General features: G+C 63.5%; 23 protein-coding genes. 12 read left to right on the top strand and 11 right to left on the bottom strand.

All coding sequences use genetic code 11. The features are described 5' to 3' along the window. Window positions 1-128: 128 nt before the first annotated feature. Together ldtR and ABIB06_RS30255 are read right to left on the bottom strand one after the other, a co-directional pair. Window positions 129-647, bottom strand: a complete 519-nt coding sequence (gene ldtR, locus ABIB06_RS30260) for a transcriptional regulator LdtR (protein ID WP_007603420.1) — start codon at window positions 645-647, stop codon at window positions 129-131. 508 nt (window positions 648-1,155) lie between these two features. Continuing rightward, on the bottom strand, window positions 1,156-1,653 hold the full coding sequence (locus tag ABIB06_RS30255; RefSeq protein WP_354051692.1) for a DUF6163 family protein: 498 nt from the start codon (window positions 1,651-1,653) through the stop codon (window positions 1,156-1,158). A gap of 135 nt (window positions 1,654-1,788) precedes the next feature. On the opposite strand from ABIB06_RS30255, the gene hemB reads away from it, so the two are divergent. The 4 genes from hemB (at window position 1,789) to ABIB06_RS30235 (ending at window position 4,875) form a co-directional block, all read left to right on the top strand. Next, window positions 1,789-2,850, top strand: a complete 1,062-nt coding sequence (gene hemB / locus ABIB06_RS30250) for a porphobilinogen synthase (protein WP_354051707.1) — start codon at window positions 1,789-1,791, stop codon at window positions 2,848-2,850. A gap of 152 nt (window positions 2,851-3,002) precedes the next feature. Continuing rightward, a complete protein-coding gene (locus ABIB06_RS30245) occupies window positions 3,003-3,542 on the top strand; it encodes an RDD family protein (protein WP_354051690.1) in 540 nt (179 codons plus the stop codon). Between the two features lie 149 nt (window positions 3,543-3,691). Next, entirely contained in the window at window positions 3,692-4,468 is a 777-nt protein-coding gene (locus tag ABIB06_RS30240; protein WP_247349430.1) for an arginyltransferase, read from the top strand. A 68-nt stretch (window positions 4,469-4,536) separates the two neighbouring features. Continuing rightward, on the top strand, window positions 4,537-4,875 hold the full coding sequence (locus ABIB06_RS30235; protein WP_354051688.1) for a hypothetical protein: 339 nt from the start codon (window positions 4,537-4,539) through the stop codon (window positions 4,873-4,875). 74 nt (window positions 4,876-4,949) lie between these two features. On the opposite strand, the gene ABIB06_RS30230 is transcribed toward ABIB06_RS30235, so the two are convergent. Continuing rightward, window positions 4,950-6,305: an Nramp family divalent metal transporter gene (locus ABIB06_RS30230; RefSeq protein WP_354051687.1), complete on the bottom strand. Its 1,356-nt coding sequence runs from the start codon at window positions 6,303-6,305 to the stop codon at window positions 4,950-4,952. 168 nt (window positions 6,306-6,473) lie between these two features. On the opposite strand from ABIB06_RS30230, the gene ABIB06_RS30225 reads away from it, so the two are divergent. Further along, entirely contained in the window at window positions 6,474-7,718 is a 1,245-nt protein-coding gene (locus ABIB06_RS30225) for an MFS transporter (RefSeq protein WP_354051686.1), read from the top strand. A gap of 28 nt (window positions 7,719-7,746) precedes the next feature. On the opposite strand, the gene ABIB06_RS30220 is transcribed toward ABIB06_RS30225, so the two are convergent. Continuing rightward, window positions 7,747-9,006, bottom strand: a complete 1,260-nt coding sequence (locus tag ABIB06_RS30220; RefSeq protein ID WP_354051684.1) for an adenylate/guanylate cyclase domain-containing protein — start codon at window positions 9,004-9,006, stop codon at window positions 7,747-7,749. A gap of 165 nt (window positions 9,007-9,171) precedes the next feature. Here ABIB06_RS30220 and ABIB06_RS30215 point away from each other — a divergent pair, with 165 nt between their 5' ends. After that, window positions 9,172-10,329, top strand: coding sequence for an MFS transporter (locus ABIB06_RS30215; protein ID WP_354051683.1), 1,158 nt, complete (start codon window positions 9,172-9,174; stop codon window positions 10,327-10,329). A 31-nt stretch (window positions 10,330-10,360) separates the two neighbouring features. Beyond that, the gene (locus ABIB06_RS30210) at window positions 10,361-10,552 is read left to right on the top strand and encodes a hypothetical protein (protein WP_354051682.1); all 192 of its coding nucleotides are present in this window, start codon (window positions 10,361-10,363) and stop codon (window positions 10,550-10,552) included. Here the strand turns inward: ABIB06_RS30210 and ABIB06_RS30205 are convergent. From ABIB06_RS30205 to dmeF, 3 genes are all read right to left on the bottom strand, one after another. Further along, window positions 10,549-11,427 carry a DMT family transporter gene (locus ABIB06_RS30205; RefSeq protein WP_354051680.1) on the bottom strand — a complete coding sequence of 293 codons (879 nt, stop codon included), beginning with the start codon at window positions 11,425-11,427 and terminating at the stop codon, window positions 10,549-10,551. The genes ABIB06_RS30210 and ABIB06_RS30205 overlap by 4 nt on opposite strands. A gap of 82 nt (window positions 11,428-11,509) precedes the next feature. Continuing rightward, complete coding sequence (locus tag ABIB06_RS30200; RefSeq protein ID WP_354051679.1) at window positions 11,510-12,340, bottom strand: N-acyl homoserine lactonase family protein; 831 nt, start codon at window positions 12,338-12,340, stop codon at window positions 11,510-11,512. A gap of 79 nt (window positions 12,341-12,419) precedes the next feature. Continuing rightward, on the bottom strand, window positions 12,420-13,388 hold the full coding sequence (gene dmeF, locus ABIB06_RS30195; RefSeq protein WP_354051678.1) for a CDF family Co(II)/Ni(II) efflux transporter DmeF: 969 nt from the start codon (window positions 13,386-13,388) through the stop codon (window positions 12,420-12,422). 197 nt (window positions 13,389-13,585) lie between these two features. Here dmeF and ABIB06_RS30190 point away from each other — a divergent pair, with 197 nt between their 5' ends. The 3 genes from ABIB06_RS30190 (at window position 13,586) to ABIB06_RS30180 (ending at window position 16,602) form a co-directional block, all read left to right on the top strand. After that, complete coding sequence (locus tag ABIB06_RS30190; protein WP_354051676.1) at window positions 13,586-14,404, top strand: chromate resistance protein ChrB domain-containing protein; 819 nt, start codon at window positions 13,586-13,588, stop codon at window positions 14,402-14,404. Beyond that, a complete protein-coding gene (gene chrA, locus ABIB06_RS30185) occupies window positions 14,404-15,789 on the top strand; it encodes a chromate efflux transporter (RefSeq protein ID WP_354051674.1) in 1,386 nt (461 codons plus the stop codon). The genes ABIB06_RS30190 and chrA overlap by 1 nt, the downstream gene beginning before the upstream one ends. Window positions 15,790-16,158: 369 nt before the next feature. Continuing rightward, the gene (locus ABIB06_RS30180) at window positions 16,159-16,602 is read left to right on the top strand and encodes a DoxX family protein (RefSeq protein WP_247349444.1); all 444 of its coding nucleotides are present in this window, start codon (window positions 16,159-16,161) and stop codon (window positions 16,600-16,602) included. A 5-nt stretch (window positions 16,603-16,607) separates the two neighbouring features. Here the strand turns inward: ABIB06_RS30180 and ABIB06_RS30175 are convergent, their stop codons facing one another. Beyond that, window positions 16,608-16,757: a hypothetical protein gene (locus ABIB06_RS30175; RefSeq protein WP_247349445.1), complete on the bottom strand. Its 150-nt coding sequence runs from the start codon at window positions 16,755-16,757 to the stop codon at window positions 16,608-16,610. 109 nt (window positions 16,758-16,866) lie between these two features. Continuing rightward, the gene (locus tag ABIB06_RS30170; RefSeq protein ID WP_354051672.1) at window positions 16,867-17,190 is read right to left on the bottom strand and encodes a GYD domain-containing protein; all 324 of its coding nucleotides are present in this window, start codon (window positions 17,188-17,190) and stop codon (window positions 16,867-16,869) included. A 662-nt stretch (window positions 17,191-17,852) separates the two neighbouring features. Here ABIB06_RS30170 and ABIB06_RS30165 point away from each other — a divergent pair. Then, the gene (locus ABIB06_RS30165; RefSeq protein ID WP_354051670.1) at window positions 17,853-18,209 is read left to right on the top strand and encodes a hypothetical protein; all 357 of its coding nucleotides are present in this window, start codon (window positions 17,853-17,855) and stop codon (window positions 18,207-18,209) included. Window positions 18,210-18,300: 91 nt separating this feature from the next. On the opposite strand, the gene ABIB06_RS30160 is transcribed toward ABIB06_RS30165, so the two are convergent. After that, window positions 18,301-18,423 (bottom strand): hypothetical protein, encoded by a 123-nt coding sequence (locus ABIB06_RS30160; protein WP_354051668.1) that lies wholly within the window; start codon window positions 18,421-18,423, stop codon window positions 18,301-18,303. A 210-nt stretch (window positions 18,424-18,633) separates the two neighbouring features. Then, window positions 18,634-18,918 carry a hypothetical protein gene (locus tag ABIB06_RS30155; RefSeq protein ID WP_247444282.1) on the bottom strand — a complete coding sequence of 95 codons (285 nt, stop codon included), beginning with the start codon at window positions 18,916-18,918 and terminating at the stop codon, window positions 18,634-18,636. 155 nt (window positions 18,919-19,073) lie between these two features. Here ABIB06_RS30155 and ABIB06_RS30150 point away from each other — a divergent pair, with 155 nt between their 5' ends. Continuing rightward, window positions 19,074-20,138 carry an IS110 family RNA-guided transposase gene (locus ABIB06_RS30150; protein WP_354051666.1) on the top strand — a complete coding sequence of 355 codons (1,065 nt, stop codon included), beginning with the start codon at window positions 19,074-19,076 and terminating at the stop codon, window positions 20,136-20,138. Window positions 20,139-20,368: the final 230 nt, after the last annotated feature.

Below are 20,368 nucleotides of genomic sequence, written 5' to 3'. Positions count from 1 at the left end.
CCGCGAAATGACAAAACGCACCGGCCAGGCAGAGAGCCGGGCCGATGCGCTTGGGGAAGTTCAGGCACGTTCGGGAGGCTTGCCGGTCTTGTTGTGGGGCCGGCTTGGCCAAGTCTCGTCGAACGAACTCAGAGACGATACAGGATCTGGTCGGTCCAGAACCGCTCGAGGCGGTGCAGCGACTTGTTGAGGGTCGAGAACTCCTCACCGGAGATGCCACCGACCTGCTCCACCGTCTTGACGTGCTTCTGGTAGAGAGAGTCGACGATGCGGCGAACTTCCTGGCCCTGCGGCGTCAGGCGGATGCGCACCGAGCGGCGATCAACGCGCGAGCGCTGGTGATCAAGGAAGCCGAGCTCGACGAGCTTCTTCAGATTGTAGGAGACGTTGGAGCCGAGGTAATAACCGCGCGTGCGCAGTTCGCCCGCGGTCAGCTCCTTGTCGCCGATGTTGTAGAGCAGGAGCGCCTGCACCGAATTGATGTCCGCACGGCCGCGGCGATCGAACTCGTCCTTGATGACGTCGAGCAGCCGGCGATGCAGCCGCTCCACCAGAGTCAAAGCTTCCAGATAGAGCGTCTGCACCGAACCCTGCTGGCCGGAGACGCGCTCTGCGGTATCTGCCGCAGTTGCGACGGCTTTCATCATGACACTTCCCCTGTTGTCGTTTTTATCGACACTCATTCGACGAAACTTGTGCTCCGTCTGATAGGTGCAACTTAAGGGGCTCGTTTGAAGATCGGCTTAAATAAGAGAATAAAGAGATCATGAATTTAAGACAGTGAATTGCGGATTAAGCCTGTGCCACAAGCACTTTTCGCAACCGTCTGTTGACTCTCGCAAGGTCCTGTTCACCCTCCGTCCGCCCCGATTGTCGCATTCCAGAACAGCCTCGCCCCGTTTCGAAACGGGCGCGTAAGAGCTGTGGCGAAATGCACGGAGTCAACGAAAAGTTACCTCGAATTTTAGGCAACCAACGGTCAACCAAGCGCGACACTCTCGTGTCCCGGACAAGCGAAGCGCAGATCCGGGACCCAGATAGCCAAGGCATGGATCGTGGAGAGATGGGCCCCGGCTCAGCAGCGCACCACGCCGCAAGTGCGGCGCGCTGCGCTGCGTCCGGGGCACGAGAATATTGGTGTGTCGAAAGCTTCGCCTATGGCGGCCGTTCGCGTGCGGCCATCCAGGCGAGCGCGAGATAGGCGGCCAGCATGAAGGCTTCGACCCCGACCACGACCAGGCTGCCGCCGTAAATGCCGGGGAACATCAGCTCGATCACCGCCATCGACACCACGGTCGTCAGCCACACCACCGCGCCCCAGGGTGTGGCGAGCCAGAGGCCAACCGCGGCAACGAGCTCGATCACGGCGAAATAAACGGTGGCGGCCTGCCAGGCCATCGACTGGTTCTCGAACGCCTCGTCCTCGCCGCCGACGAAGCCGGTGACCTGGGCCCAGTGATAGAGACCTTTCAGGATCGAGAGCAGCGCCATCACCCGCAGGAACAGCACGAGCCGGCGCGTCCAGACATTGTCGTCGGACTTGGCACGCTCCGACGAGATCGCCGCCACCGACATTGCGTTGTCTCTGGCGTTGTCTCGGAGGGCGTCCCTGGCGCTGTCGCGGGCCGCATCACGGGTGGAAATCTCGGACATGGCCCCTTCTGGCTGCTTTGCCCCGCAAAATCAATCGGCTGCCCAAGTCTTCAATTCTGCCTTGCGGCAGGTCAAGCCGCGGTGACGGGAACCATGCGAACTGGTATAAGAATAATTCCAGCCGGAGGAAGAATGATGGCGATCAAATACGGACGTCCGATCGAATTGCGCGAGGTTTCGCGCCGGGATGGCGCTGGCGCCTCCCCTGCCCTCGATCTGACCGTCCGGCCGCGCCGCAACCGCAAGGCCGAATGGGCCCGGCGCATGGTGCGCGAGAACGTCCTCACCACCGACGATTTGATCTGGCCGCTGTTTTTGATCGACGGCAACAACAAGCGCGAGCAGATCGCCTCGATGCCGGGTGTCGAGCGTCTTAGCGTCGATCAAGCCGTGCGCGAGGCCGAGCGCGCGATGAAGCTCACCATCCCCTGCCTCGCGCTGTTTCCCTACACCGACCCTTCCTTGCGCGACGAGGAAGGCTCGGAGGCCACCAACCCGAACAATCTGGTCTGCCAGGCGGTGCGCGCGATCAAGAAGGAGTTTCCGGAGATCGGCATTCTCTGCGACGTTGCGCTTGATCCCTTCACCAGCCACGGCCATGACGGCCTGATCTCCGACGGCAAGATTTTGAACGACGAGACGGTCGCCGTGCTGGTGCGTCAGGCCCTGGTGCAGGCCGAAGCCGGCTGCGACATCATCGCGCCCTCCGACATGATGGACGGCCGCGTCGCCGCGATCCGTGAGGGCCTGGATCGCACCGGCCTGCTCGACGTGCAGATCATGGCCTATGCCGCAAAATACGCCTCCGCCTTCTACGGCCCGTTCCGCGACGCCATCGGTTCGGCCAAGACGCTCACCGGCGACAAGCGCACCTATCAGATGGACAGCGCCAACACGGATGAAGCGCTACGCGAGGTCGAGCTCGACATCGCCGAGGGCGCCGACATGGTGATGGTGAAGCCCGGCATGCCCTATCTCGACGTGGTCCGCCGCGTGAAGGACACCTTCGCAATGCCGACCTTCGCCTACCAGGTCTCCGGCGAATACGCGATGATCGCGGCCGCCGCGAACAACGGCTGGCTCGACGGCGACCGCGCCATGATGGAGAGCTTGTTGGCGTTCAAGCGCGCCGGCGCCGATGGCGTGCTGAGCTACTTTGCACCGAAGGTGGCGGAAAAGCTGCGCGCGCAGGAGTAAGGCACGCGGGTCCCGGGTTTGTAGCGGTCGCAACTCGCCCCACCGCCCCCGAATCGCCGGAATATTCGGCTTGTTAACGCCAGCGCGCCCTTGGCACACGGACGGCCTGTTCCCATCTCCTGCCATGGGAGTTTTCCCTTGGGAGGACGGACATGTCTTATTCGGATTCAGGCAACGCCTGGCGCAATGACGGCGGAGCGCAGCCGCACGCCTACGATCCCTATCTGCACCCGGAACTGTTCCGCGGCGTTGCGACGCGGCGGGTGTTCGCCTTCCTGATAGACATGATCGTGATCTCGGTGCCGGTGATCCTCGGCTACCTCTTCATCGCGGTATTCGGCGTGGTCACGCTCGGCATCGGCTGGGCGCTGTTCTGGCTGGCCTGGCCGGCTTCCGTGATCTGGGCCATCGTCTATTACGGCGCCTGTATCGGCGGTCCGTCGTCCGCGACGATCGGCATGCGCCTGATGGATCTGGAGCTGCGCACCTGGTACGGCGCGCCGGGCTATTTCGTGCTCGGCGCCACCCACGCCGTGCTGTTCTGGGTGACCGTCTCGTTCCTGTCGCCCTTCGTGGTGCTGGTTGGGCTGTTCAACGGCCGCAGGCGCTTGCTGCAGGATTTCGTGCTGGGAACGGTCGTGATCAACAATTCCGTTCGCGCGCCGGTGCCGCAGGGCGCGCGGACCTACTAAACAACGACCTTTTGATCAAGGACCTACTGATCAAGAACCTATCAACCTGGACCCGCTATGCTGACCCATCTGACCTGCCGAGTTGACCGATTGACCAGGGGCTTTGGTAGCGCGATGCTGATACGTATTTTGGAGGCCCACGACGTCCCTTGACCCAGCACTCGCGCGACACCCCCCAATTTTACCTCACGGCGCCCTCCCCCTGCCCCTATCTGCCGGGCCGGCACGAGCGCAAGGTGTTTACGCACCTCGTGGGTGAGCGCGCCGGCGACCTCAACGACCTCCTGACCCATGGCGGTTTCCGTCGCAGCCAGTCGATCGCCTACCGGCCGGCCTGCGACCAGTGCCGCGCCTGCGTCTCGGTCCGGGTGATCGCCAACGAGTTCCGCCCCTCCCGCAATTTCCGCAAGGTGATCGCGCGTAACGCCGACATCATCGGCGAGCAGCGCAGCGCGGTGCCGACCTCCGAGCAATATTCGGTGTTCCGCGCCTATCTCGATTCCCGTCACCGCCATGGCGGCATGGCCGACATGACCGTGCTCGACTACGCCATGATGGTCGAGGACAGCCACGTCGAAACCCGCATCATCGAGTACCGCAGGCGCGGTCCCGACAGCGGCATCACCGGCCGCGGCGAGGAGCTGATCGCGGTCGCGCTGACCGACGTGCTCAGCGACGGCCTGTCGATGGTTTATTCGTTCTTCGAGCCCGGCGAAGTCAGCCGCTCGATGGGCACATTCATGATCCTCGACCACATCGCCCGTGCCCGACGTCAGGGCCTTCCTTACGTCTATCTCGGCTACTGGATCGAAGGCTCGAAGAAGATGGACTACAAGGCCCGCTTCCTGCCGCAGCAGCGCCTCGCGCCGTCAGGCTGGCTGCGCATCGACGCGCAGGGCGATGCGGCGTCCGAGCCGCAGGATTGATCGGCGCGCCGCTCTCATAAACCGGGCAGTTTGTAACTGCGAGAGTGGGACCAACTCCGGAGGTTTCCTTGTCGAGCACCTATGATCTGATCGCGCGGGGCATGGTCGAGCACCAACAGGTGCTCTGTTTCTATCAAGGCCACCCGCGCGCAATTTGCCCCGCAATATTGGGCCATACCGATGGCCAGGAACGCACGCTCGCCTTTCAGTTTGCAGGCAGTTCCAGCAAAGGCTTGCCGCCGGGAGGCGAATGGAAGTGCTTTAAGGTGGCGGAGATGACGAAGGTCGAGCTTCAAAGCGGGGAATGGCACGCGGGCTCAAGCCATCGCGAGCGCCAACAATGCGTGAAGGCCGTGGATCTCGACGTAAATCCCCTTAGTCCTTACCGGCCGCGACGCCGGGTCTAGTCTGTGCAGGTCGGTTCACCGCAAGCCAATGCGTGATTGCAGCTCAGCGCTTAATGCGCAGTGGCGCGCAACAATCACGATCCAAACAGCGTATCCACCAGCAGTTTCACGTTCAAAACCACGATGATGCCCGCGACGATCCACGCGATCGCCGCCACCCACACCGGTATCGCGAACTTGCCCATCTTGCGGCGGTCGGAGACGAAGCGGACCAGCGGGATGACGGCGAAGGGAAGCTGCATCGACAGCACGACCTGGCTGAAGACCAGCAGATCCGCCGTGCCGCGCTCGCCATAGATCGCGGTGACGACGATCACGGGAATGATGGCGATGCCGCGCGTCAGCAGGCGCCGCGCCCAGCTTGGCAGGCGCAAATCGAGAAAGCCTTCCATCACGATCTGGCCGGCGAGCGTCGCTGTGACCGTTGAATTCAGGCCCGAGGCGAGCAGAGCCACCGCGAACAGCGTCGAGGCGATGCCGAGACCGAGCAGCGGCGACAGCAGCTCGAAGGCCTGGCCGATCTCGGCGACGTCAGAGTGGCCGCTCTTGTGGAAGGTTGCGGCAGCCACGACGAGGATCGCGGCATTGATGAACAGCGCCAGCATCAGGGCGATGGTCGAGTCTGTCGTCGCCCATTTGATCGCCTCGCGCCGGCCCGTGTCGTTGCGCTCATAGGCGCGCGTCTGCACGATCGACGAGTGCAGATAGAGATTATGCGGCATCACCGTCGCGCCGATGATGCCGATCGCGATGTAGAGCATTTCAGGATTGGTGAAGATCTCGGTCTTCGGCACAAATCCCCTCAGCATCTCGGCAACCGGCGGTGCTGCCGCGGCAAGCTGGACCGTGAAGCAGACCGCGATCACAACGAGCAGTGCGATGACGAAGGCCTCCAGGAAGCGGAAGCCGCGATTCATCAAGACCAGAAGCAGGAAGGCATCCAGCGCGGCAATCAGCGCGCCGCCGATCAGGGGAATGCCGAACAGGAGTTTGAGGGCGATCGCCGTGCCGATGACCTCGGCGAGATCGCAGGCAATGATCGCCGCCTCGCAGGCGAGCCACAGCATGAAATTCACCGCCGGCGAATAGGTCGCGCGGCAGGCCTGCGCGAGGTCGCGGTCGGTGACGATGCCGAGCCGTGCCGCCAGCGCCTGGAGCAGGATCGCCATCAAATTCGAGAGCAGGATGACGGAGAGCAGCGTGTAGCCGAACTTGGACCCGCCGGCGAGGTCGGTCGCCCAATTGCCGGGGTCCATGTAGCCCACCGAGACCAGATAGCCCGGGCCGACGAAGGCGAGCAGGCGCCGCCACCACGCCCCCGCGATGGGGATTGCGACCGTGGCATTCACCTCGGCCAGGCTCTTGGTAACAGGCGCGTCGGAGCGCCAGCCGGCGGCGTCTCGGGTCAGATCGGGAGAGCGAGCATCCATGGGTAGAGAATACCGAAGCCGAGCCTTATTGCAACTAATTTGCAACTGCATCTAGCCGCATGAGTTCCCGCGGCAGCCGCTCCTTGTCGCCCATGTCGGGAAGCGGGTGGGTTTGGCCGTCCTCGGACGCCGATACTGGCGCCAACTCGACTTTGCAGGAAATGAGCCATGTCAAATCCCCCGCGCCTCCCCGAGACATTCAACCGCCTCGCCTGGTCCAACCTGGCGGCACAGTCGGCCGAACAGATCGCGCTGGCCGCGGCTCCTATCGTCGCGGTGCTGACGCTCGGCGTGGCCGAGGGCCAGACCGGCCTGTTGCAGACCGCGCTGACCCTGCCCTTCGTCCTCTTTGCCATTCCGGCCGGCCTGCTCGCCGACCGCATCTCCCGCCGTTCGCTGATGGCGGGGGCCGAGGCGCTGCGGGCTGCTGCCCTTGCGACGATCGTGCTCCTGCTCGCGCTCGGCGCCCTCAATCTGTCGCTGCTGGCGCTGCTCGGCTTTGCCGCCGTGTGCGGCACCGTCGTTTACAGCGTCGCCGCGCCGGCGTTGGTCCCCTCGCTGGTGAGTTCTGACCTCTTGCCGGCCGCCAATGCCCGCATCGAGCTCGCACGCACCATTGCCTTCGCCAGCGGCCCTGCGCTCGGTGGTGTACTGGTAGGATGGTGGGGCGCTAGTCCGGCCTTCGGCTTCGCCGCGGCTCTCTCGGTCATCGCCGTCGTGCTGCTCTCCGGCATCTACGAGCCCGCACGAACGCCGGCTCCACGGCGGCATCCGCTCCAGGACATCCGCGAAGGCGCGGCCTTCGTGTTTCACCATCCGCTGCTGCGGCCGGTCTTCATCACCCAGTTCATCTTCAACACGGGATGGTTCCTGCAGATCGCGGTATTCGTGCCCTACGCCGTGCGTCACCTCGGCCTGACGGCGGCCGGCATCGGCACGGTGCTGACGATGTACGGTGTCGGCATGGTGATCGGCGCGCTGTTCGCCACGCGCGTGATGAAGCGCATCGCGTTCGGCACGGTGGTCGGCCTCGGCCCCGTCACTGGCTTCGTCGCCGCGGTGGTGATGGCACTGACGGTGCTGGTCCCCTCGCCCTGGCTCGCGGGTTTGAGCTTCTTCCTGCTCGGCGTCGGGCCGATCCTGTGGGTGATCTCGACCACGACGCTGCGCCAATCGGTGACCCCGCCGCGCCTTTTGGGGCGCGTCTCCGCCATCAACATCATGAGCTACGGCGCCCGTCCGGTCGGCTCGGCACTCGGTGCGATCGTCGGCGGCCTCTGGAGCGCGGAAGCGTGCCTCTATCTCGCGTCGGCGGTGTTCGGCGTGCAGGCGCTGGTCATTTGGCTCTCGCCCGCGGTGACGCTGGATCGGCAGCCGGACATGGTGGGCGATGAGGCGGCGGCGCGGTGTTAGCGTCGCCGCATGTGATGGAGCAGCCAGCCTAGTTCGTCAGATACCGCTCGTAGCTCCCCGTCACCGGCTCGCTCGCGTCCACCTCCGGATCGAGCGTGTAGAGATCCTGCGCGCGGCCGATGCCGCGCAGCGCGTAGCGGCCGGTGGAGACGAGGTAGCGGCGGCCGGCGGCGTCGAGGCCCTTGTAGAATTCCGCCGACGCCAGCAGCTCGCGATCGACCGAACGGCTCATCGAGGCGATGCGACTGACCTCGTTGACGGTCGGACCGACCACGGTGAAATCAAGCCGGTCCTCGCTGCCGATGTTGCCGTAAAAGACCTCGCCAACATGCAGGCCGATATAGGCCGACGTGGTCGGACGGCCATCGGCCTCCCGCCGCACGTTCAACGCGGCGACGTTCTTGCGGAACAAATGCTCGGCGCGTAGCGCGGCGCGGCGGGCATCCGCCATGTCCTCGCCGGTGAACATCGCGAGCACGCCGTCGCCGATCAGCTTCAAGACGTCGCCGCCGGCGTCGTGGATCGCGTCGATCACGGCCTGCGCATAGTCGTTGAGGAACGGGATGATCTCGTCGGGGCCGATGCTCTCGCTGATCCCGGTCGAGCCGCGTAGATCCGAATACCAGAGCACGGCGTTGATGCGCTCGGTGACGCCGCGCGAGATCCGCCCGCGCAGCACCTGCTCGGAGGCATCGCGGCCGAGATAGACGCGGCCGAGCGTGCGCGCGATGTCGACCTGCTGCGCCGACTTGATCGCCAGCCCCAGCACCGGCACGAGATCGCGCAGCGCCTCGAGCTCGCCTTCGGCGAAGCCGCTGTCGCGGCGCGTGGTCCAGCAGGAATAGAGGCAGTCCATCAGGCCAAGCGCGCCATTCTCGCCAAAGCGATGCACGAAAGCCAGGTAGTGCCGGTGGCCGTCCTCGGCGAGCTCGCCGATCTGGGAAAAATCCATCGACGGCGCGTCGGCGAGGTCGATCACCCTCTCGTCGTCGCCATGCTCGAGCATGTGGAAGAACACCGAACGGCGCCAGCTCTTGGCCGCGTCGCCTTCGGCGGTCGATCCGTATTCGAACGCATCGCTCTCGTTGCTCGGACGGTCGCTCCAGCGGAAGCCGCGCCCTTCGTAGATCGGATGCAGCGTGTCGATCACGACGAGCCCGCGCGAAAGTTCCAGCCCTTCGGCGCGGCAGCGCTCGCAGAATCCGCGGAGCAGTTCGTTTTCAGGCAGGCCCGTGAGCCCCTGGCCGGTCAGCCAGTTCATCAGCGCGAGGCGGGGGGTCAATTGCATGCGCCATTATGCCGTGCATTCGTGACGGGCGAAAGGCCGCGCGCGAACGCGTGCGATTAAGGCTCCCGTCCGCAGCAGATCGAATATGTCACGGACGCTGTTGACGCGCTCTCGTCGCCGGCTGCAAATGGAACCGATGACACCGCTGACGAGACATCCAGAGACATGAGCCAGCGCCAGCTTCCGATCATCCTGGCGCTCGGCACCACGCAGACCCTGGCCTGGGCTTCCAGCTACTATCTGCCGGCGCTGCTCGCCGATCCCATGGCGCGCGACCTCGGCGTCTCCTCCAACTGGATCTTTGGCGCGTTCTCGGCCTCGCTGGTGATCTCGGCGATGCTCGGCCCGCGCATCGGGCGACAGATTGATCTCGTCGGCGGCCGGCAAGTGCTCTCGGTTTCGAACCTGACGATCGCCGCCGGCCTCGTCCTGCTGGGCCTCTCGCAATCGGTGGCGGTGATGGCGATTGCCTGGCTCGTGCTCGGCATCGGCATGGCGATGGGACTTTATGACGCCGCCTTCGCCGCGCTCGGCCGCATCTACGGCACCGAGGCGCGCAGGCCCATCACCGGCATCACGCTGATGGCGGGCTTTGCATCGACCGTCGGCTGGCCGCTCACCGCGTGGGGGCTGTCGCATTTCGGCTGGCGAGAGACCTGCTTTGCCTGGGCGGCCGCCAATATCTTGATCGGATTGCCGCTCAACTTCTTCATGCTGCCGGCGATCAAGGGTGCCAGGCAGGCCGCGGCGACCGCCGAGAAGCCGCATCTGCCGCTCAACCGCACCATGGTGCTGCTCGCCTTCGTCTTCGCGGCGGTCTGGACCGTCACCGGCGCGATGGCCGTCCATTTCCCGCGCCTGCTGGAGGCAACGGGCGCGACGCATGTCGAGGCGATCGCGGCCGGCGCGCTGATTGGCCCCGCACAGGTGGCCGCACGAGTTCTGGAAGCGGGCTTCCTCAGCCGCTTCCATCCGCTGTGGTCGACGCGGCTCGCGTGCCTCACCCATCCGCTCGGCGCAGCCGTTCTCGCCATCTTCGGCGCTCCCGCAGCGAGCGCGTTTGCGCTGCTCCACGGCTCGGGCAACGGCATTTTGACGATTGCGCGCGGCACGCTGCCGCTGTCGATCTTCGGCCCGAAGGATTTTGGCTATCGCCTCGGCATCATCGGCGCGCCGGCACGGATGGCGCAGGCCGTGGCGCCGCTGGCCTTCGGCCTGCTCATCGACGTCATGGGCACCAAGGTGCTGATCGTCTCGTCGGCGCTCAGCCTCTCGGCGTTGGCCGCGCTGTTCATGATCCGCGCGCAACCGCGGCCGGATTGACCGGGCCGGAGCTTTCGCGCACAAGCGAAGCATGACCGAGGACACAAGCCCGCCCCGCACATTCAAAGGCCTCTTGCGCTGGGCGACCACGCCGCCGCAGGCTTGGGGTGTCTATCTCCTCGCCATCATCCTGGTCTGGCTGATCTCGTTCTATGCCGGCTCGCTGAAGCCGAACAAGGCGCCCGAAGCAAGCCCGCCCGCCGTGACCGCACCGCGGAGCTAAGCCGCCTTGGCATCGCTGGTCGCGATCCAGATGCCGGCGAACACCGCAATCAGCCCGATCAATAGATTGGGTGTGATCGGCTCGCCGATCAGCAGCGCGGCAAGCAAGGTGGCGGCGATCGGATTGACCGTCATCGTATTGGCGACGCGGGTCGGCGTTGCGCGCGCCAGCGCCATGACCCAGAGGATGAAGGCGAGCGCGCCGCCGCCGATGCCGAGATAGATGCCGGCGATCCACTGCCCCATCGTGAAGTGATCAAGCGCGGCAAAGCTGCCCTTCACGAAGCCCGCCAGCACCAGCACGGCGGCGCCCGCGCCCATGCCGACGGTGAGAAAGCCGAGTGGGCTCGAGCGCTGCATCAGCGGCCGCGACAGCACGTTGTAGAACGCCATGCAGAACACGGCGCCGGTCATGATCAGCTCGCCACGCCAGGCGCCGGGCGGGCTCTGCGCCAGACCCGCGGCCAGCGCCGCCGCCACACCGAGCACGGCGATGCCGACGCCCGTGATCTTGCGCGCCGTCAGCCGCTCGACGCCGAGGATCGCGCCGACGACCATGGTGTGGAGCGGCAGCGTCGCGAGAGCGAGGCTGGCCCGCGCCGCGGTCGTGTAGGACACCGCGATGTTGTAGAGGATGAAGAACAGCCCGAAGAAGCAGATGCCGAGCAGCGTCACGGCCGGCCAGTCGGACCGCTGCGGCCAGCGCACGCCGAGCATCAGCGCACATGGAAGAAGGCAAAGAAAGCCGATCCCCCAGCGCAGGATTGCAAGCAAGATCGGATCGGCGCCACTAACGAGATAGCGGGTGATCGCCGCGGCCGTGCCGCCGAGACTGCTCGATACCAGCGCGATCGCGACCCCGGCCCATTCTCCCACAAACGTCTCCCGTTGCGGAGCTTGTTGAGGGCGCTAGCACGTCCCTGCTGCCACCGTAGTGGCAACAAGGCATTGCGGGAAGCTAGTCGTAAAACTCCGGCGCCATCTTCTGGCTGTCGCGCTGAGCCTTGTCGTGGTTGATCCAGAGCTGCGCCTTCTCCTTGCCGAGCGTGTCGGCGATCTTCTGCATCGAGGCCGCGCTCTGGTCCTTGTTGGCGTTCATGCTGGGCACGCGGCGGTTGTCCCAATTATCCCTGAAGTGCACCGCATCGCCGGACAGCACCACCGCGCCGGTCTTCGGCAACTTCACCAGCAGCGACTGGTGTCCCGGCGTATGGCCGGGCGTCGACAGGATGGTCACGCTGCCGTCGCCGAACACGTCCTTGTCGCCCGCAAGCAGCTCGACCGGATGCGACGGCTTGAAGCGCGGCTCGTTGTTGGCGCCGGGCCAATCATATTCGGTCCTCTGCACGTAGAGCGTCGCCTGCGGAAACAGCTCGACATTGCCAATGTGGTCGGGATGGGTGTGCGAGACGGCCATCACCTTGACGTCACCGGGCTTGATGCCGAGCTGTTCGAGCTGGGCGGCAAGCGTCTTCGGCCGCCGCCAAGTCACGGCCTTGGGATCGGCGGGCGGCAAGCCATTTGGCATCGCAGCGACTGCGTCGGCGATGCCGGTGTCCCACAGGAACCAGCCCTTGGTGTGCTTGATGAGATAGCAGCTATCGACGAAGTCCATCGTCTTGCCCTCGTTCAGGCCGGGCGTCCAGCGCGAGATGTCGCCGGCGGTGCCTTCCCCGCAATTGAGGACGTAGAGCTTTTCGACACCGGTCTTTTCCGACTGCGCCAGCGCCGCATTACCGGACAGAGCCAGTGCGGCGATGGCGAGAGCGAGCTTGATCCTTGGCATCATTCGTTCCTCCCTGGCAGCCATCTCGGCTGTGACCGAGGATCAACCCCGGCCCGTACGCAGAATTCCCGCCAAGCCATCGTCAATGCGAGCAGGTCTCAACCTCGATCGTGACGTGGCTCAGCCCCTTCAGGCCGGCGAGCCGCCGCTTGTAGACGGCCGGCTGCTTCGGCTGGTCCGACACCACCGAGAGCAGCACCGCGCAATGGCCGGGCCCAACCTGCCACAGATGCAGATCGGTGACGCGGTCGTCGCCGACTTCCATTCGCGCGCGGATGGTGCGCTCGAGCTTCTCGTCGGCGCGCACGTCGAGCAGCACCGCGCCGGATGTCTTGATCAGGCCGAACGCCCAGCTTGCGATCACGGCACTGCCGATCAGACCGACGGCCGGATCGGCCCAGACCCATCCCGAATACATGGCGACCACGAGCGCGGCGATCGCCAGCACCGAGGTCGCCGCATCCGCCATGACGTGGACGTAGGCGGCGCGGAGATTGTTGTCGTGGTGGTGGTGGCGGTCATGATGATCATGATCGTGGCCGTGATCATGATGCTCATGGTCATCATGCGCATGGCCGTGATGGTGGTGATCGTGGCTGTCGCGCAAGAGCCACGCACTGGCGAGGTTGACGCAAAGGCCGAGGGCGGCGACCGCGATCGCCTCGCCATAGACGATCGGCACCGGCGTGAACAGTCGCAGCACGCTCTCATAGGCGATCTCGACCGCGATCAAACCCAAAATGATCGCGCTGGCGAAGGCGGCGAGATCGCCGAACTTGCCGGTACCGAAGGTGAAATGCGAATTCCCGAGGTGCCGCCGCGCGAAGCGATAAGCGAACGCCGCAATCCCCAGCGCCGCCGCGTGCGTCCCCATGTGCCAACCGTCGGCGAGCAGCGCCATCGAGCCGAACAGCGAGCCGGCGACGATCTCGCCGACCATCATGACCAGCGTCAGGACGACAACCAGCCAGGTGCGCCGCTCATTCTCGTCGTGCTTGTCGCCCAGAAAGGCGTGGTCATGGGTCCATTGTTCGATGGAATGGGAATGCATCGAGAATTCTCCGATAAGGTCCGGTCCGTTGACCCGCAATATAGACCTGCGGGTCTTCCCGGCAAAATTGGCGAAAACGGGCCGATTGACAGGTCGGCGCGGTTTCGGTGTAATGAAGTCCATGGGGATTTGAGCGATCTCCCCACGAGGCGACATGCCCAAGTATCGCGTCCCGTTGTTTTTTACGAGGGCGCATCATGTCTTCCTACACGACGATATCATCTGAAAAACTGGCACGGCTGATCGGCACGGCAAATGCCCCGGTCCTGATCGACGTGCGCACCGACGAGGATTTTGCCGCCGACCGGCGGCTGATCCCGGGTTCGATCAAGCTCAGCCACGACAATGTTGCGAAATGGGGCGGCGAATTCGCTGGCCGCACCGCGATCGTCTCCTGCCTGCGCGGCGGAAAGCTCGCGCAGGGCACGGCGGCCTGGCTCAGGCAGCTTGGGGTCCAGGCCGAGACGCTGGAAGGCGGCTTCGAGGGCTGGAAGGAGGCAAACCTGCCGCTGCTCGACACAAGCAAGCTGCCGCCGCGCGACGCCAAGGGACGCACCGTCTGGGTGACTCGTGCGCGGCCCAAGGTCGACCGCATCGCCTGCCCTTGGCTGATCCGCCGCTTCGTCGATCCCAACGCGGTATTCTTGTTCGTGGCACCCCCCGAAGTGGTCGCCGTCGGCGAGCGATTCAAGGCAGCCCCCTTCGACATCGAGAACGTGTTCTGGAGCCACCGCGGCGAGCTCTGCACCTTCGACGTGATGATCGAGGAATTCGGGATCGCGGCACCGGCTCTGCTTCGCCTGGCAACGCTGGTGCGCGGCGCCGACACGGCGCGGCCCGACCTCGCACCGGAGGCCCCCGGCCTGCTCGCGGCATCGCTCGGGCTGTCGCGGATGTATGACGACGATCTCGAACAGCTCGAGGCCGGCATGCTGCTCTACGACGCGTTCTACCGCTGGTGCCGCGATGCCACGGCTGAGACCCACAACTGGCCGACCAACAAGGTGAAGGCGTAATGGATAGCCGTACTATCGAAACAGGAGCTGATGCCGGTCACGGCATCAGCTTCGGTGAAGCCTTTCGCGTCTGGCTCCGTGTCGCCTGCCTGAGTTTTGGCGGACCCGCGGGCCAGATCGCGGTGATGCACCGCATCCTGGTCGAGGAAAAGAACTGGATCTCCGAAGGCCGCTTCCTGCACGCGCTGAACTACTGCATGCTGCTGCCGGGCCCCGAGGCGCAGCAGCTCGCAACCTATATCGGCTGGCTGATGCATCGCACCGCCGGCGGGCTGATGGCGGGCGGGCTGTTCATCCTGCCCGGCATCATCGCCATCATGGGCCTGAGCTACGTCTATGCCGCCTTCGGCAATGTCAGCTTCGTCGAGGCGTTGTTCTTCGGGCTGAAGGCCGCCGTGCTCGCCATCGTCGTCGAGGCGGTGGTGCGCGTCGGCAAGCGCGCCTTGAAGAACCGCATCATGATTGCGCTCGCCGCGATTGCCTTCGTCGCAATCTTCTTTTTCGCGGTCCCCTTCCCCATCATCATCATTGCCGCCGGCATCATTGGCTATGTCGGCGCCAGGCAGGGCCGTCCGGAATTCGCTGCGGCCGGTCACGGCCCTGGCGGCAGCAGCGCCTTGGTCGACAGCATGCTCGGCGGAGCCGTGCCCGATCACGTCCGACCCGACACCGCCCGCACGATTCGCGTGGGTGCGCTGTGGCTGGCGCTCTGGCTGGTGCCGGTAATCGCGCTGCTGCTCGCTGTTGGACAAGACAACGTCTTCAGTCACATCGCGCTGTTCTTCTCAAAAATGGCGCTGGTCACCTTCGGCGGCGCGTATGCGGTGCTGGCTTATGTCGCCCAGCAGGCAGTCGAGCATTATCACTGGCTCAAGCCGCACGAGATGCTGGACGGTCTCGGCATGGCCGAGACCACCCCGGGCCCGCTGATCATGGTGCTCCAGTTCGTGGGCTTCATGGCCGCCTACCGCGATCCGAGCGGCCTCTCACCGATGCTCGCGGCTACGTTGGGCGGATTGCTCGCGACCTGGGTCACGTTCACACCCTGCTTCCTCTGGATCTTCGTCGGCGCCCCCTACATCGAGCGGCTGCGCGGCAACACCGGCCTTGCCGGCGCGCTCAGCGCGATCACGGCCGCCGTCGTCGGCGTGATCCTCAACCTCTCGATCTGGTTCGCGCTGCACACACTGTTCCGCGAGACCGTGCCGGTGCACGCCTTCCCGTTTGCCTTCGACATGCCGGTGCTGACGAGCGTCGACATCCCCGCGCTCGTGCTGTCGATCGCGGCCGCGACCGCGCTCTTCCGGTTCAAGCTGGGCATGCTCACGGTGCTCGCCGGCAGCTGCGCTGCGGGCGTGGCGCTGCGGCTGACGGGGGTGATCTAGGGAACGGGCTCATAGGTTCGTCGCATCCGGTTTGCCATTGAAAGGCGTAGCCGTCAGGGTTGCATGGCGGCCTTGGGCCATTCACGTCGCTCCATCCCTGCCTTCGAGACGTCCGGTCTAGCCCCTGACTTCGGACCTGTCGCTGCACTGCGCCAACCGACGCAATGGGCCAATAGGCGACATTTCCGAAAACAAGAGGCGGCCAACCGCCCGGACGTTCGCTGACGGCCATTGGCAGACGAACGACGAAGCGGTTGCAGTGCTCCGAAGAGCTGGTAGAGCCGCTTCATGCCGTTCCGCTATTCGTGATACGTTACTCTCAGCCGCAAACGTTTTCAGCCGTGTTGGACAACAACGGAGGCTTTGCCAATGAAATCCAATTTTTACTCACGGCCGGTAGATGAGTTCGCCACAAGTAAAGCTGATGCACTGATCTTGGTCGGTCGCATCCTATTTGCGTGGGTATTCGTCGGAAGCGCCTACGGAGCAATATTCAACTTCAGCGGCTCCGTCGGCTACTCCAGGTCGCTGAACCTTCCAGCACCCGAGCTGTTCACGGCGACGAACATCGCACTGGAAATATTGATATCCGTTAGTTTGGTATTGGGCATCGGTACGCGCTTCTGCGCAGTGCTGACATTTATGTTCGTACTGGTGGCAACTGCTATTGCACACCGCTACTGGGAGTATCCATCCGGTGCGCAGCAGATTGGTCAATACAATCATTTTCTGAAGAACATCTCGATCATGGGAGGCGCGATGTTGATCTTCGTCACTGGGGCGGGCCGCTTCAGTTTCGACCGAAAAATGTAGCCCGATCACTTCACTTTGACCTTGAAAGCCTCCTCGATCAGTCGGCGGATGCTCTTTGATAGCGGCTTGAGTGCCTCGCTCACGATCGCGAAGAGAAGCATCAGCCACGTCGCAAGCGCAGCACACCACAGCAATAGTTCAAATGTCTCCGGCATGATGACCTCATCAAAAATATCTGTTCTGAATCGGCAAATGCTACTTCAAATGCTACTTAACGGGACCGAGGCGGCAATCGGCGCGCTCCTGCGGCGTAGTGTATCTCCCTCAACTGCCAGGCTGGGAGTACTTGCCCCGAAGCTGGCTTACAGTTTGGCGGACTTTGGCAATTTCGTCCTGCGTCCAAAGCCTGATGAGGTTTACATTGTGGATGGGGCCGGATGCCACCACGGTACCGGAAATGGCCGGTGCCGCACTGGGATCGGGCACATCAAAAATCACCAGGACGCCCGGACCTTCAGAAGCGGTGCTATCCATTGAGATCAGTTTCCCGCCGGCGGCTTCGATGAGGTTGTTGGCCGCTTCCACGCGATTGGTCCCAGGCTTGTCCATAATGCTGTTGAGGGATTTTGGTGTGTATTGCCCCGTCATACAAAATGCATGGTGACTTCCTCCTGTCGGAGAATGTTCAGGTCACTAAAGCGCAAGATTTATATCGGGCTCAACAAAATAGGCGGTCATAACCGCGTTGAGCGAAAGACCATATACCCCGCCGTGGGCAACATGCCGCTGAGAATAAACGGACCTTCGGCACTGCCCGCTCGCGGCTGAATAAACAGCCTACATCAAAGATCTGTCGCGCGCCAAAAGAATCTGATTCGCTAGTCCTACCGCCAAGTGTCAGCGGGATTTACCTGCATCAGCCATCCCTCGAGCCAAACTATTGTCGGATCTGGGTTAAAGGTGGCGGTCGGACCCGAGTGGGACTACTTTCGCTGTACCTCTCGCTCCGGACATGTCGCTGCGCTGTGCCAGCCAACGTGATGGGCCAGAAGCGGTCGACGCAGCCTGGCGCGATGTTCGCCAGCTTCCGCCCTCAATAGCCGACATGAGTGGTTGTTACGTTCTTCTGCTTAGGCCGCAGCGGAAGTGGCTCGCCTATCCGCCAAACTTTTCTGCCCGCACGCACATCATTGTGGGCCGGGGAACTGTTACTGCCGCATTGGTTTCACCGAACGGCCACGAGAGAATCCAACGCTAACCAAAGTTCGTGGATAGTGCGTTTGGTTCCCAAACTGAGGAAAGGAATAACCATGCGCATCATTACTGCATCCGTCATTATTGCAGCACTCTCGCTTGGGATGACCGCTTTCGTGCAGGCTCAAGGAGCGTCCCCGCAACCCAGAGCGCAGGAACCGCCTGCTCAGTCCGACACGGTCATCCGAAGCATACAGGTAGTCGACATCAAGCAATTGCAACCTGCGGTTCGCTCAAAGGTCGATGAAATCGTCGCGCAGACAAGCGAAGAAGATTTGCAATCACTTCGGAAGTCCATTGACGCGGCACCGGCGGCAGTATCTGCGCTTAAAGCGAAGGGCTTGAGCTCGTCGCAGGTTGTTGCCATCAACATCGCCGACGGTGTGCTCACGATGTTCGCCAAGACGGCCTAAAGCGGGAAGTTCTAGTGAAAGCTCCACCATGGATTGTCACCACTCCAAGCTTAACGGTACCGTGTTCGGCATACATGATTGGCTTATCTATCTACGGGATCAAGCGGTCACGTGTCGGAAACTTGTCGAGCAGGCCGACGATCGTCTCGTTAAAACCGAACTGCTTGCGTTGGCGTCGGTCTGCGAGGAGATCGCCGATAACATCGAAGATCATTTGGCAGGCGGGGAAGGCCGCGCGCCGCGTGGGGCAAGGCTGTCATGAAAGAGGCCGCCAACTGCGGCGGCCTCAAATGTCCGCAAGGAGTCAAAATCCGAAATACTCAACCTGCGCGCTAATCTAGTCCGCCATGCCTCGATTAGCGGACTTTAATGAAGCGGGTCGCCACTTCGCCGATGGGCCAGGACCACACCTGATCGTCTGCAATCAGCTAGCTCCGAATCGAACGGCTTGGATCAGCCAAATCACTGCCGCGAGGTTCAGTAGAGCAGTGCCTGCAGGACCATAGGTTTTCATCGGATCTTTGATCGTCCCGCCTATGACGGCATCACCGGCCTGAACGATGATCATGCTCCATGCGACGGCTTGGAGCCATCCAGTTGACCCCGTAATAAATGGGACCGCGCTCGCGATCACTAAAGCCGTGCTTCTCGCACAGGCATAAAGTGCCATGGTGCGGGCAGTGTTGCTCGCACCCAGTGCCGCCGCCATGGAAAATCCAAGTCTGCCTGGCTCGACTGCAGTGACTCGACGCGGCTGGTTTGCAGGATCAGTCCTTCGATGTCTGCTAATGGAATGGTCCGGCCGTGCTCCGGCCCTGCCAGCAGGACAAGCTGGCAAGGGGCGCCCAAGACAAGGAGCACGCCATGTCTCAGAAACTCGACACTTCGCCCGCCGTCATCGGCATCGATATCGGCAAGAACTCGTTCCACATCATTGGCCAGAATCAGCGCGGCGGCATCGTGCTGCGGCAGAAGTGGTCGCGCGGCCAGGTGGAAACGCGGCTCGCCAACCTGCCGCCGTGTTTGATCGGCATGGAGGCCTGCGTCGGCGCGCATCACCTCAGTCGCAAGCTGCAAATGCTTGGCCACGACGCCCGCTTGATGCCGGCGAAATACGTGCGCCCCTATTCGAAGGGACAGAAGAATGACTTCCGAGATGCGGAAGCCATCGCCGAGGCGGTCCAACGCCCGACCATGAAGTTCGTCGCAACCAAGACCGCCGACCAGCTCGACCTGCAGGCGCTGCACCGCGTGCGCGAGCGATTAGTCGGTCAGCGCACCGGCGTCATCAATCAGATCCGTGCGTTCCTGCTGGAGCGGGGCATCGCGCTGCGGCAAGGCCTGCGCTCCCTGCGGTCCGAGTTGCCGGGTATCCTCGCGACGCGCACCGATGTGCTCTCGCCTCGCATGTTGCGCATCATCGAGGATCTGGCGGGCGACTGGCGCCGGCTGGATGAGCGTATCGAGGACCTCTCCAGCGAGATCGAAGCATTGGCTCGTCAAGACAAAGGCTGCGAGCGACTGATGATGGTGCCTGGCATTGGCCCGATCATCTCGAGCGCGATGGTGGCCGCGATCGGCACTGGAGACGTGTTCTCGAAAGGCCGCGACTTCGGCGCCTGGCTTGGACTGGTGCCGAAGCAGATATCGACCGGCGACCGCACGATCCTCGGCAAGATATCAAGGCGCGGCAATCGCTACCTGCGCGCGCTGTTTGTGCAGGCCGCGTGGGTTGTGCTGGTCAAGGTCAAGGGTTGGGAGCGCTATGGCCTCAAATCTTGGATCGAAGCCGCCAAGAAACGATTGCACCACAACGTGCTGGCGATTGCGCTCGCCAACAAGCTCGCCCGCATCGCCTGGGCGGTTCTCAACAAGGGGCGCGCCTTCGAGTGCGTCAAGACCGATGAGATGGCGTCCCGACCTGCTTGATCCTCGCGCCGTGCTCGGGGCCGTCAAGGCACAGCCTGGCAGCGGTAGAGCAAGACGTCAGGACAGCACGACGGCCGGCCTTGACGGCCCTTGCGCGCGGCGCGTCGGCGCGCGCAGGCCGGGACGAAGGAACGGCCGCCAGGCACGAACAAAGGAACAGTGCGACGTGAGGAGCGTTCGATGACGTAACAACATCCCTTACCCGCCGAGGTCTGCGAGAGGAATGAGAC

It is taken from the genome of Bradyrhizobium sp. LB8.2, assembly GCF_040548035.1.
Lineage (GTDB): Bacteria > Pseudomonadota > Alphaproteobacteria > Rhizobiales > Xanthobacteraceae > Bradyrhizobium.
This window is presented reverse-complemented; position numbering and strand designations above follow the sequence as displayed.